The sequence below is a fragment of the Candidatus Melainabacteria bacterium RIFOXYA2_FULL_32_9 genome (genome assembly GCA_001784615.1).
Classification (GTDB): Bacteria; Cyanobacteriota; Vampirovibrionia; order Gastranaerophilales; family UBA9579; genus UBA9579.
This window is the reverse complement of record MFRQ01000130.1, coordinates 18,074-32,078: the sequence shown is the minus strand read 5'-3', so window position 1 is coordinate 32,078 and position 14,005 is coordinate 18,074. Positions and strand designations below refer to the sequence as shown.

The window sequence follows — 14,005 nt, the reverse complement described above, 5'->3', positions numbered from 1 at the left end:
CATCTTTCAAACAGTCTCTCTTGATAATTCAATTCTAAAAGAGGTTTTCAACCCATGCTAAAATTCAGTATTAATGATGCTCCATTATCAAAGGAAGGAAGCATTAGGTTGGCGTGTTCAGCTTATCATGTGTTTCCAATAGGTGACTTATTTTATTGTCAAGGAAAACAGTATCATAAAAATGGTTAGACATTTGATAATTTGGATTATCTCTATTTTCTGACTAAACAGGTTTTTGTGACTTAGTATTCTTGGCTTGAGATTTGTTTATAAATTTAACATCATTAATTTTATCAATTTGCATTTTAAGTAGTCTTCTGCATAAAATTTTTTAATCTTTCAGAGATAAGTATCATAAAGAAACATATTTGCTCGAAAATAAGCAAATATGTTTCTTTTTATATTGATAAAAGTAAAAAATCTTTCTTTGTTTCAGGAAATATTTAAAAATTAGAGATATTTTTAGATGTTTAGCCTAGAAGTTTTGTCACAGAGCCAAGAACTTTTTCAGGCTGGAATGGCTTTACGATAAAATCTTTAGCACCTGACTGAATAGACTCTAACACCATGGCTTGTTGTCCCATAGCAGAGCACATAACTACTTTAGCATTGGAATTTATAGACATGATTTGTTTTAGAGCAGCTATTCCATCACATTGCGGCATGGTAATATCCATGGTAACAAGATCAGGAGACAGTTCTTTATATTTTTCAACTGCTTCGAGGCCATTTGTTGCCTCTCCTATCACTTCGAAACCAGCCTTGGTAAGCATATCTTTTAATACCATTCTCATAAAAGCTGCATCATCTACTACCAGTATTCTTTTTGACATAAGTCCTCCAGTTTGATTATTGTATATCCATCTTACTTTTTATCTTTATTAATATGCTTTGAAATAATCTAAAATTTTTCTTAATGAGTTACTTTCAAGGAAGAAAATATAAAAACCTGAGAACTTTTCATCTTCAATAATTAATCTTGTGCTTATAAATAAAATCTTATCGGAGAGATTTTTTATATACAATTTTGTCGAATTAAAAAGGTCATCTAATTTATCTTGTGTTATTTCAGGTGGCGATATATTAATAGTAGTATTCATCATATTAGCAATAGCGCCAATATATGCTCCTGAAATTATATTTGAAATCTCTGATACGACAGTTTTAGAATCTATCTCGTAACCTTGAGAGGCTGTTTTGCCAATTCTTTCCAATTCATCATTTGTAACAATAAATCCTATACATCCTTTTATTGCTTCTGTAAGCTTGAAAGTAAAGATAACTCTTTCCTGAGTTTTATTCTCAAGTAAATCAGGAACATCTTTAAAGTTAGTAAATTTTACTACTGGTATATTTATATCAACCCTTTTATTTAGCATAATTGAAAGAGAAGTAGCAGCGTTTCCACTACCAATATTACTGAGTTCTCTTAAAACATCCTCTTCATAAGCAGAAATATTAAACATGTTGATCTCCTATACCATTAGTTTTAAGCAAGGTATTTATATTTAGGATTAATGCAACATGACCGTCACCAAGAGTAGTAGCGCCTGATATTAATCCATCAGCACATAGTTTTTTATTTATAGGCTTAATAACTATTTCTTGCTGGGTTAAAAGCTCAGAAATTATAATTCCAAGGTATTTATCCTGGCTTTTTAGAATTACTACTGTTAATGACTTATTATCAGCATTCTGATCATTTGGAATTTCGAGTAATTTATGTAATCGGATTAAAGGTAACGTTTTTCCTCTTAATACAATTACTTCTCTATTTTGGACTTTTTTAACTTGATTTATAGGAACATCAATAACTTCACTAATATAGTTAAGAGGAGCTGCATAGATTTCACTTTCCACTCTTATCAATAATGCCTGTACTATTGCCATTGAAGAAGGGAGTGCAATTGTAATTGTGGTTCCTACATTCTTTTCTGATGCTATAGAAACATTTCCACCTAAAGCAGTAACTTTAGACTTCACAACATCCATTCCGACGCCTCTGCCTGATATATCTGTTGCAACTTCGGCTGTTGAGAATCCAGGAGCAAAGATTAACTCAAGGGCATCTTTTTCAGACATATTTTTTGCTTCTTCAGAAGAAATAACACCTTTATTAACAGCAATATTTTTAACTTTGTCAGGATTGATACCTCTACCGTCATCACTGACTTTAATTATGATATTATCACCTTCATTAAAAGCAAGTAGTTCCAAGGTTCCTTTTGCGGATTTTCCAGAAGTTATTCTTTCTTCAGGTGTTTCAAGTCCATGATCAAGGGAATTTCTGATTAAATGGACTAATGGATCTCCAATTTCATCAATAACAATTCGATCCATTTCAGTATCTTTGCCAACTATTTTTAGATTAACCTCTTTACCAAGCTCTTTTGAAATATCTCTTACAAATCTTGGAAATCTATTGAATACTTGCTCAATGGTTACCATTCTTAGTTTCATTACTATTTCTTGAATATCAGAGGTTATATGTCCCATTGATTCTGTGGCGCTTGCTAAAACATCTACTTTTAAGTCGCTAGAAATCTGGTTGATACGGGTTTTACTGATGATTAACTCACCAACAAGATCCATAAGTTTATCCATACGATCAGCGCTTACTCTTATGGTTTGGGGAATTGCTTTAGAAACAGTTTTAAAGTTCTCTTTTTCTTCAGAATTATTTTTCTCAGATGGTTGTTCCTGCACCTTGTCAAAGTTGTAGTCATTTATTATTACATCTTTTATTTCAGATACAGATTTAATTGCTTGTATTATTTCCTCATTACTATGCTGAGTTAATTGGAATAACTTAAATGATTCCTTAAAATCACCATTTTCAAGAGCTTCGATGTCAGGCTGGGTTTTTATAATTTCACCAAATGGTTCGACAGCTTTATTAACCATGAAAGCTCTTGCACCGGGTAAAACACAATCTTTATCTAGAAAAATAATGATTTCTTTAACAATATAACCTTTTTCTCTTGAGCTATCTATTAAGGTTCTTTCATAATCACTAAAAGTGATTTCGCTTGAAGCTTTAGCTTCTTCCATAGGTTCACTACTCAATAGTTCTTGAAGTTTTTGGATTAAATCGTGATTAGCAGAAGCTTTATCTTCGTAGTTACCGTCAATTACTTTTTTTACAAGTTCTTCAAGCCCATCAAGACACTTAAACAGGATATTAATGATAATATCATTAACTTTAACGGTGCCATTTCTCAATGGATCAAGAAGGTTTTCCATATTATGTGTTAGATCGCCAATGTTATTAAAGCCCATAGTCCTTGACATACCTTTTAAGGTATGTGCTACCCTGAATATATCATTAAGTATATCCAAATCTTCAGGGTTAGTTTCAAGCTTTAGCAGGTTTTCGTTTAATTTTTGAAGATTTTCCTGTGATTCAGCTATAAACAGCCCTAAATATTGATCTAATTCCACGTTTAACTCCTTAGATTAACCTGTAATACAATCTAAAAGTCTATTTTACTTTTTTTGGACTTACTTCAATTTCTAACTGCTCAAGTTGAGTTTCTTTGGCTTGATTTATTGACTCAACTACTTTAGTTAGATTTTTTAGACTACTTGCTTCATCGATATCTAAGAAGTTTTTGAGATTTAGTAGAATTAGCAATCTATTTTGAAATTTGCCTACTCCCAATAAAAAGTCTGAATCTTCTCCAACGTCTACAGGTGGAGGTTCTATCTCAGCTGTCTGCAAATGAATCACCTCAGATACAGCATCAACCACTAAACCTATGATCTCTTGATTAACATCTAATACCATAATTCTGGTCTCATTTGAGATCTTGCTTATGACTTCCATCTGGAATTTTTTTCTTCCGTCAATAATTGGAATAATATGGCCTCTTAGGTTTATTACCCCTTCTACAAAGTGGGGGGATTTGGGGATTTTTGTAGTGGTTTGAGGCATAATTATTTCTTGTACACTGGTAATTGGCACGGCATATTCTTCATTACCCAGTTTAAATACTATCATCTGCACTTCTTTTTGATCTTTGAACTCTTCTATCATAAATTTTAACCTCATTATTTTTTAATATATTATATCTTTAATTACAAGTTTATTTAAACTTTAAATGTAGAAACTTGTTTTTGGAGGTTTTCAGCGATTTTTACTAATGATTGAGAACTTGCAGAAATTTCTTCCAGACTAGCAGTTTGCTCTTCAGTAATAGATGATATTTCTTCAGCACCTGCTGCTGATTCTTCTGTAACTGCTGAAATATTTTCCATCATTCTAAGAACGTTATCAGAATTATGCATTAGTTTATTCATATTTTCAACGGTATTTTCCATCATATTTTTGTTATTATTAGTCCTTTGAGCTAATTCTTGAAGAGCTTTTTCAACTATTTCAACCGTGACAACACCTTCATCTACTTTTTTTACACCAGTATCTACTGTTTCTACTGTAATCTTAGTTTTATTCTGAATTTCTTTTATCATTGCAGTAATTTTATCAGTAGCCTCAGCAGACTGGGTAGCAAGTTTTTTAACTTCATCAGCTACAACCGCAAAGCCCTTACCATGTTCTCCTGCACGTGCTGCTTCTATTGCTGCATTTAATGCCAATAAGTTTGTCTGACCTGCTATTCCTTTTATTAGATCTACAATAGCTTCTATTTCTGTACTTAATTTACCAAGCTCATCGATATCTTTTGACATATTCATTGAGAAAGTCTTGATTTCATTTATCTTATTTATGGCTACTTCAGCCTGCTCAGAACCACCTTTTGCCTGATCGGTTGATATCTGTGCTGCTTTTGCTGCTCCATCTACTGTTTGTGTTATTTGTTTTATGAATTCATTTATTTGGTTAATATTTTCAACGCTTTTTGCTACACTGTTTGCCTGTTCCTGTGATCCTGCAGCTAATTGTGTTACACTTGTTGCAACCTGCTGAGATCCTTGAGCAGTCTGCTCAGTAGCGGCGGTCATTTCTTCAGATCCGGCTGAGATTTCTTCTACTGAATGCATAACTTGTGTAACAAGATTTCGTAAGTTCTTAGTCATGGTGTTAAGTGCTACAGCAAGTTGACCAACTTCATCCTTAGACTCAATATCAATTTCTTCAATTGTAAGATTACCTTTTGCCACCTCTTGAACTTTTTCTAAAGTTATCATTAGTGGTTTTGTTATTATTTTGGCTATATATATACCTAATGCTGTTGCAATAAGTATTGATGTTAGTATATTTATAATAATAATAATATATGCAAAATTCGAGCTTGCCTCATTTTTGTTATTATCTTTTTCAACATCTTTCTGAACATAACTAGCTAGATCACGAATATAATCATTCGCAGCACCAAACAGGGTTTTATTTTTAACAAAATATGCATATGCCTCTTCCGTTCTTCCAGTTAGAGCTAAGTCAGCAACTTTAACTCTTGCATCTCTATATATTTTCATATGTTCTTTTAATTTATCAAGTTGTTTTCTTTCATAATCGTCTAACTCGGTTTTTTCATACTTAGCTATATTTTCGTTGAATGTTTTTGCTCTGCTTCCAATGTCCTGAGCATATTTTTCTTTTAAATCCGGATCTTTGGTAGTTATCATCCATAAAAGGCTAGCTTCATTCGCCCTTACCTGAGTTCTACTATCATTAAGCCATTGAATAGGTAATAAACCATCATGATATGCATAATGCATAGCCAATACACTTTTATGAAGATAGTAAAAACCTGTACTTCCAACAATAACAATAAAAAGTAGCATGATGGCGGCTAAACCAATGATTTTTTGAAATATTTTTAAGTTTTTAAACCAGTGAATCATGTAGGTATCTCCTTACATTTTTTTAAATAATTAACTTGTTCTTATTAAAATATAGACTTAGTTTCAGTCTTTGTAAAGCATGGGAATTAGTAAATTAAATATAATTAGAATTTATATTGTACACTTTTATATAATAGGTATTTACATAAACAAGAATGAAATTTGCTATCTTTTTAACTTCTGTTCTTTGGGTGGTCACTTATTAAGAGTTTTTATTTAAGATGATTCACTTTCCTGAACTAATTTGTTGATATATTCTATATGCTTTTCAGGTTCAGTTTTACGAAGTTGAGTGAGTAAACAGAATATGATCTTGATGCCTGCTATGTTAACACCTAATTCAATAGATAAATACTTAATAACTTTGCCTTTTTCAAGATCATTCAAGGAGTAAAGCTTTCTCTTCTTTAAGGTTTTTGCGGGAATGAGCAGCTTGTTTTTTTCATAAAACCTTAATGTTTTAGGAGATAATTCTAGAAAATTAGCAATAATTCCTATTGGAATCATAGGCTTTTGAGGGTTTACTGTTTTGTCATTATTTTTTGAAATAGTAAACATAAAAGCTCCCTTACTACTTACAATTCTCCTGGACAAGATTTTTAAAAATGAGATTTTGAGTTTAAATGTATTCCTGTATTGTGGTACCATTATGCCATATTTATAATTAAAGATCAACATCAAGACTTTGTGACGTAAAGTTTTGGTAGAAAATTATTTCGAGAATATTTTTCTTTTAAACTAATAGGTACATTAAGTTTTATCAGATGAACCTATTTTAACAAGCCATTTTTTCAAAAAAACAAACAAAATGTTTTAAAAATGTATAATTTTTAAAAACCTTTTAAAATGTTGTAAATACTGGTTTATATAGTTATAAAATCTGTTTATCAAGTTGTTAAAACAAAAATAAGCTTTTAATATCTCTTATTTATATCATAAAAAATATTTATAAAATACCAGTTTTAATTAGTAAATTAAAGTATTTTGACCTTATTTTTTAATTAACTGTTTTATATATTTATTAAATATTTTATGTAAATTTACGGTAACATTTAAAGGAACCAGTTAGTACAAAATTTATTGAAACTGTTCTTCTTTTAAATAGATATCTAGACTTATATAATAAATAGACTTAACAGGTACTATAATTTCAAAATTAATGATACATTTTATTCTTTAAATTCCTTAAAACGGTATCCGATACCATAAAGTGATTCAATATATTCACTATAAATCCCAATTTTTTTACGTATTCTCCCAATCATAATGTCTATGGATCTATTCACATAATCACTTTCAAGTCCTCGAATATTTTCAAAAAGTTGATCCCTAGAAAACACAACTCCTTTATTACTTGAAAGGAAATGGAGAATTTTAAATTCCGAAGCTGTAAAATTGATGATTTTTGATTTAACAGATACCTGGAAACGGTCTGGATCTATCACTAAATCCTTGATTTTTATAATATCGTTTTTATTTAAATCTTTTCTTTCTTCTCTGCGTAAGGCAGTTTTAATTCTTGCAAGAAGTACTTTTTCGCTGAATGGTTTTGTAATGTAATCATCACTTCCTACATTGAGACCTGTAACAATATCAAATTCATAGCTTCTTGTAGTAAGTATGATGATCGGAATATTCCAGGTATCTGGATCACTTTTCAGCTTCTCACAGACTTCTAACCCGTTAATCCCTGGCAAAATAAGGTCAAGCAAAATTAGATCGGGTTTTTCTACCTCTATATCTTTTAAAATATCTTCCCCACAGGTAAAAGTACGAGTTTTGTAACCATTTTTATTTAAAATATGACTTAATAAAGATAATACATCGGGATCATCTTCAACTATAAAAATGTTTTTCGTCATTAAATAACCTTACTCAGATGAATCACAAAATTTATTATACAGTATAAGATTTCAAAGCTCTATTTTTGATAAAAGAAAGATGATCTTAGATTAAATCCTAATTCTTTAGATTTATTTATTCTTTCTGTTGATCCAATAAATAGTATTCCGCCAGGTTTTAAACTATTATAAAAGCTCTCATATAAATGATCTTTGGCTTCTTCTGTAAAATAAATTACTACATTTCTACATAGAATTAAGTCAAAGTCTGTTTCAAACTTACTGTTTAACAGATCTCTTCTTTCAAATTTTACTTTTGAGATTAAATGAGGATTGAACTGGACTTTTTCTTCAGTATTATCAATTGCTTTAAAATGTCTTTTATATTCATTCGGGACACTCTTCAGTTCAAACATTGGGAAAATACCTTCTTTAGCTTTATTAATAGCGGTTTGATCAAAGTCTGATGCTATTAAAGTGCATTTTTCAAGAATATTAAATTTATCCAAAATCATTGCAAGAGTATAAATTTCAGCTCCAGTTGAACACCCTGATGACCAGACTTTTAATCTTTGGCTTTTTTGCATTAATTCAGGAATATACTTGGTTTCTAATTCAAGAAATTTTTCAGGATTTCTGAAAAACTCAGTAACATTTATGGTTAACATATTTATAAACTCAGTAAGGTGCTTAGAATCCTTATTTAAAAGATGATAATATTCCATAAGGCTGTTTATATTGTGCCGATGCATTAAAGAAGTTATTCTTCTTTCCATTTGGCTACTTTTATAGTTAGTTAAATCAAGATTAATTAATAAAGCCATCTTTTTCTTAAATATGGCAAATTCTTCAGGTGATGGAATTTTTCCTGCCAGAATAAACTCAAAATTATCAAGGTTATTATTTTCTATGGTTTTATCTTTCATTTCTATTACCTATAAACAGCTTCTATAATTGCATTTGCTACTTCAGGAAGAGGGACTATTTTATCTGCACAACCTGCATCTATAACGCTTTTGGGCATGCCGTAAATAACACAGGTAGATTTATCTTCAGCTATACAATAGCCTCCGAACTTTTTAACTGCTTTAGCACCTTGTGTGCCGTCATGTCCCATCCCTGTAAGAATTACACAAATTAAATTTTTATTAAATATTTTAGCTGCAGATGATAAAGTCAAGTCAATTGCTGGCCTTACTCCCCATAAAGGCGGCTCCTGGTTTAATTTTATACTATTATTGTCCTCAACACACATATGGTAGTTTCCTGGAGCCATAAGGGCTAACCCTCTTTTTAATAAATCGCCCTCCTGTGCCTCTTTAACACTTATTTGACTTAATTTATCCAGTCTTTGTGCAAGTAAATCAGTGAATTTTGGAGGCATATGCTGTACAATTAGAATTTGAGCAGGTAAATCTTCGGGTAAGTATGGTACTACTGATTTTAATGCTTGTGGTCCACCAGTAGATGTTCCAATTACGACTGTTTTAATATTAGTGCTTTTTGAAGATCGATTAATAATCGAGACTTTTGAGCTTATTTTCTGAATTGTCTGACTAATTTTGCTTTGATTTATTTCTGCTGCTGCTAAAACTTTAGATATGAGTTCATCTTTTATGCTTTCAAATGTCTGTCCTAATTTAGGATCAGGCTTGGTAATAAAATCAGTAGCACCGGATTCTAAAGCTTGAAGGGTTGTTTCTGCACCAGCTTTAGTGAGACTGCTAAACATTATTACAGGCAATGGTCTAATATGATTGATTTCTTTTAGAGTTTCAATGCCATTCATTAAAGGCATTTCTATATCAAGTGTAATTACGTCCGGTTTTAACTTTTCAAGTTGATCTAGAGCTATTTTACCGTTTGACGCTGTACCAATAACATTAATTTTAGGATGATTATTTAATATATCGGTAATCATCCTGCGCATTAAAGCCGAATCATCAACTATTAATACATTTATTTTATTTTCAGAATTCATAAGTTTCTCTATGCCCAGCTATTAATATTATTTTATTAATTTTACTATATTTTCTAAATTTCGCCTATAAATATAATAAAAGGGACTTTATATAGTGATAATAATACTATGACACGCTACAATTATTTAATTACTTTATTGTTATAATCTAACGCTAAGTCCTGTCAGGAAATCTTGATAAGACTTCTTAATCCCTTCTTCTAAAGTTGTTTTAGCTTTCCAGCCAAGGGAATTAATTCTTGATACATCGAGAAGTTTTTTCATAGTGCCATCAGGCTTTGAAAGATCGAGAGATATTTTGCCTTTAAATCCTACCATTTGCTTTATTGTTTCTGCTAGTTCCATAATTGTACAATCAGTGCCTGTTCCTATATTTATAAATTCACCTATATCCTTAGTCTCATAGTTTTTCATTAAGAAAATACAGGCTTCAGCCAAATCATCGCTATACATAAACTCACGCCTTGGGGTTCCTGTTCCCCAGATTATAACTTCATCCAGATTTTTTTCTTTTGCTTCGTGAAATCTTCTGATTAAAGTTGGCAATACATGAGCATTTTCAAGGTGATAGTTATCATTTAATCCATAAAGATTGGAAGGCATTACAGAAAGATAATTTGCACCATATTGTTTATTCATAGCATTACAAAGCTTTATTCCGGTTATTTTTGCTATAGCATAAGCCTCATTTGTAGGTTCTAAAGGAGATGTTAAAAGATACTCTTCTTTTAATGGCTGCGGTGCATTTTTAGGATAAATGCAGCTTGATCCGAGAAAGAGAAGCTTTTTTACATTATTTTTATAGCTAGATTCTATGATATTACTTTGAATTTTAAGATTTTCCAACAAAAAATCAGCAGGATAAGTATTATTTGCATGAATTCCACCAACTTTTGCAGCAGCAAGGAAAACCCAATCTGGTTTTTCTTTTTCAAAAAACTCAAAAACTTGCTTAGTATCCAATAAATCAAGTTCTTGTCTTGTTTTTGTAATTATATTTGTGAATCCCTCTTTAATAAGCTGTCTATGAATTGCGCTTCCAACAAGACCTTTATGTCCAGCTATAAATATCTTCCGGTTCATATTTTATTTCCGTTTTCTAAAAGATTGGCTCTGGATAACTTACAACAATTTATTATTATATAATTTAGGTCTAAAAGCAAAGTATTGATCAAGTAGAATTAACTATCGAGAATATCCTTTATATCCAATAGTATTCTTTTCATAGTTTCGTCCCAATCTCCGGGAGTTTTTTGTCTGTATAGCTTTAAACTGTCGTACCATATGCTGTTTTCACTATCTAATAACCAACGCCAGTCAGGAGAATAGGGCAATAATACTAATGTACTCTTACCTAAAGATCCTGATAAATGAGCAATAGAGGTATCTATGGTTATAACAAGATCCAGGTTCTGTATAGCTGCTGCTGTATCTGAAAAATTATTGAATGTTTTGCCAATATTTATTATTTCGACTTCTTCAGGAATATTATCGAGTTGCTCTATACCATACCCTTTTTGAAGAGAGTACAGTTTAATATTTTTCAAACCAGCTAGTTTATAAAAATATTTTAGTGGAATAGGTCTTTTCTTTTCAATATTGGGATTTGACTGCCAGGCAATGCCTATTTTAAATTGTTCATTGTTAAAATACTCTTGTTTATATTGATTTGTTTTTTCTTTATTGGATTTAAGATAATTATTTTTAAAAGGAATATTATATTGATTTACTTTTAGTATTCCCGGTAAGCTCAATAAATGGATATATGTATCAAATTCCAGATTAAAACTAGGTACTGAATTATCTATAATATCAACTGGCAAATTACTTTCTTTAAAAAGTTTTTCTAATCCTGCTTGTGGCTTAAACAGAACTTTTTTACTAATTGTACTTAATAGTGGTAGAAATCTTGCAAACATGATTGAATCACCATATCCCTGTTCGTGATAAACATATATGGTTTTATCTTTTATATCAGAACCATCCCATCTTGGTTTGGAGAAATTTAAAAGCTCAATTGCATCTTTTTTAAAGAATCTCCATTCATAAAGCTTCCATCCTTCCTCAAAATTACTTGTTTGAAGAAAAATACATCCCAGAAGAAAGTTTGCATCTGGATAATCAGGTTTTATTTTAATACTATGATTCAAACTGTTTATAGCTTCTTTGAACTCACATTTTTCAACATAAGCAAGAGCTAGATTATAATAAATTTCAGCATCATCAGGATTTACACTCAATGCTTTTTTGAAGAAATCTATCGCTTCATCGACTCTATCTTCAGACAGGAAAGACAATCCAAGATTAAATAGAATATTATGATTATTGGGATCTAATGTTAAAACCTGCAAATAGGCTTCTATAGCTTTATTAAAGTCTTTTTTATCGTAGTACAAATTTGCAAGATCTTCATAATATTTAGGATCCGGATTTATGCTTATTGCTTGATTAGTATAATTTATAGCTTTATCAAAATCTTTTTTATCTATTGCAATAAGGCTCAAATAAGATAAAAGCAGATCATCCTGAGGCATTTCCCCTAAAAGTTCTTCGTACAGGAGTTCAGCTTCATCAATACTTCCCGCATAATGCAGTTCTAAAGCTTTTTGAAATTTTTCTGAAGTATTAAGCAAGGTATTTCCTTATTTTAATCTTACTAAAGCATTAATAAAGTTAATTTTAATCTAACTATTTAATTAAATCTATCATCTTTTCTGAGCCAAGCTTATACTTGTTTATCAGATTAAAATAAATTTTGCTTAAAATATATCTATGAATTCAAGTTGTTACCTGCATAAATTTATTGTTTAGGGATTGCCACGCAAGGATAATTGATGCTGGCTATCCACGATTCATGGCTCGCAATGACATGGTGTATTATTGGAATGATTGATGACCAATGACTGTACGAAGTACCTCGCAATGACAGAGTGTGCAATTGGAATGATAGATGACTTAAGACAGTGCGAAGTACCCTTATAATGATAATGGTATTATTGGAAGGATTAATCACTTAATGATGTGACTGTGTCACCGCAATGATATTCAAAATTATTTAAGTAGCAACTTGAGTATCTATGATTGCTTTCTAAAATGGTCATAAAATTAATTATGAAGACTAACCTTCGCCAAGGAGTATGTATTTAAAGCCATTTTCTTCCCATTTTTGTCTATTAAGAGCATTTCTGGTGTCTATAATTATTTTATTCCTTACTATTTTAGCGATTTGCTCTGGATCCAGATATTTAAACTCGGCATGATCTACAGTTAAAAGTATACAGTCACTGTTTTTAAAGGCTTCTTCAAAGCCCGATAACTCATAATCAAAGTATTTAACGTGTGGATCATAAATAGACAATCTTAAATTAGGGTTATTGTTAATCATTTCAATTATTTTGACAGCAGGAGATTCCCTGATATCATCTATATTAGCTTTATAAGTTATCCCTAAGATTGTAATTTTAGCATTGGAAATATCTTTAACCTGACGTAAAAGCAGATCATAAGTAAACTCAGGCATAGAGTCGTTTATGTTTCTGGATTGGTTTATTAATTTAGCCAGAGTAGAAACTTTTTCTACTATAAACCAGGGGTCTACAGAAATACAATGTCCTCCAACACCTGGACTAGGGTTATGGATTCTTACTCTTGGATGTAAGTTAGCCAGCTTAATAACTTCCCAAGCATTTACTCCTATATTATGTGAAATTTGAGCCAATTCATTAGCTAATGCGATATTTACATCTCTGTAAGTGTTTTCCATTATCTTGACCATTTCTGCTGTAGTGGCGTCAGTTAAGTGTATATCTCCTTCGGCAAATGATATATAAATTTCTCTGGCTTGTTGAGCTGAAGTTTGATTTATGCCACCTATTATTCTAGTATTTTGAATTAGCTCATTAATGGTTTTTCCAGGTAAAACTCTTTCCGGACAATAAGCTATAAAAAGCTCTTTTCCAATTTTTAAGCCGGATTTTTCAAGAATAGGTACTAAAAAATCTCTGGTAGTGCCTGGAGGAGATGTTGATTCGAGTATAACGAGGTTACCGCTTTTTAATTTATTAACTATAGATTCAGCAGCAGACTTTATATAGCTTAAATCAGACTTTTTATTCTCATCTATAGGCGTTGGAACAGCTATAATAAATATGTCTGCTTCTTGAGGGGTGAGATACGCCTTTAGATTTCCGGAATTAATTGCTGCTTTAACAAGGGTTTTAAGCCCTGGTTCTTCAATATGAATATCTCCATTATTAATAATATCAACTACTTTTGGTGATATATCTACTCCATATACCTCGTATCCATTATTTGCAAGCATACTTGCAGTTGGTAGGCCAATATATCCCAGTCCTAAAACGCATACCTTTTTCATAAT

At 31.1% G+C, this 14,005-nt stretch carries 12 protein-coding genes; all 12 read right to left on the bottom strand.

Features of this window, described 5'->3' with window-relative positions; translation table 11 throughout:
* Positions 1–470 precede the first annotated feature (470 nt).
* Positions 471–833 carry a two-component system response regulator gene (locus A2255_00595; protein OGI18030.1) on the bottom strand — a complete coding sequence of 121 codons (363 nt, stop codon included), beginning with the start codon at positions 831–833 and terminating at the stop codon, positions 471–473.
* A gap of 48 nt (positions 834–881) precedes the next feature.
* A complete protein-coding gene (locus A2255_00590; GenBank protein OGI18029.1) occupies positions 882–1,466 on the bottom strand; it encodes a hypothetical protein in 585 nt (194 codons plus the stop codon).
* The gene (locus A2255_00585) at positions 1,459–3,441 is read right to left on the bottom strand and encodes a hypothetical protein (protein ID OGI18028.1); all 1,983 of its coding nucleotides are present in this window, start codon (positions 3,439–3,441) and stop codon (positions 1,459–1,461) included. Before A2255_00585 ends, A2255_00590 begins: the two co-directional genes overlap by 8 nt.
* A 40-nt stretch (positions 3,442–3,481) precedes the next feature.
* The gene (locus A2255_00580) at positions 3,482–4,036 is read right to left on the bottom strand and encodes a hypothetical protein (protein OGI18027.1); all 555 of its coding nucleotides are present in this window, start codon (positions 4,034–4,036) and stop codon (positions 3,482–3,484) included.
* A 53-nt stretch (positions 4,037–4,089) separates the two neighbouring features.
* Positions 4,090–5,805 (bottom strand): hypothetical protein, encoded by a 1,716-nt coding sequence (locus A2255_00575; GenBank protein OGI18026.1) that lies wholly within the window; start codon positions 5,803–5,805, stop codon positions 4,090–4,092.
* Between the two features lie 216 nt (positions 5,806–6,021).
* Positions 6,022–6,363, bottom strand: coding sequence for a hypothetical protein (locus A2255_00570; GenBank protein ID OGI18025.1), 342 nt, complete (start codon positions 6,361–6,363; stop codon positions 6,022–6,024).
* A 611-nt stretch (positions 6,364–6,974) separates the two neighbouring features.
* Positions 6,975–7,667: a DNA-binding response regulator gene (locus A2255_00565; protein ID OGI18024.1), complete on the bottom strand. Its 693-nt coding sequence runs from the start codon at positions 7,665–7,667 to the stop codon at positions 6,975–6,977.
* Between the two features lie 59 nt (positions 7,668–7,726).
* Positions 7,727–8,470, bottom strand: a complete 744-nt coding sequence (locus A2255_00560; protein OGI18032.1) for a hypothetical protein — start codon at positions 8,468–8,470, stop codon at positions 7,727–7,729.
* 107 nt (positions 8,471–8,577) lie between these two features.
* A complete protein-coding gene (locus A2255_00555) occupies positions 8,578–9,627 on the bottom strand; it encodes a hypothetical protein (protein ID OGI18023.1) in 1,050 nt (349 codons plus the stop codon).
* Between the two features lie 141 nt (positions 9,628–9,768).
* Positions 9,769–10,710: a GDP-fucose synthetase gene (locus tag A2255_00550; GenBank protein ID OGI18022.1), complete on the bottom strand. Its 942-nt coding sequence runs from the start codon at positions 10,708–10,710 to the stop codon at positions 9,769–9,771.
* 98 nt (positions 10,711–10,808) lie between these two features.
* Positions 10,809–12,260 (bottom strand): hypothetical protein, encoded by a 1,452-nt coding sequence (locus tag A2255_00545; protein OGI18021.1) that lies wholly within the window; start codon positions 12,258–12,260, stop codon positions 10,809–10,811.
* Between the two features lie 485 nt (positions 12,261–12,745).
* Entirely contained in the window at positions 12,746–14,002 is a 1,257-nt protein-coding gene (locus tag A2255_00540) for a UDP-N-acetyl-D-mannosamine dehydrogenase (GenBank protein ID OGI18020.1), read from the bottom strand.
* Between the last annotated feature and the right edge of the window lie 3 nt (positions 14,003–14,005).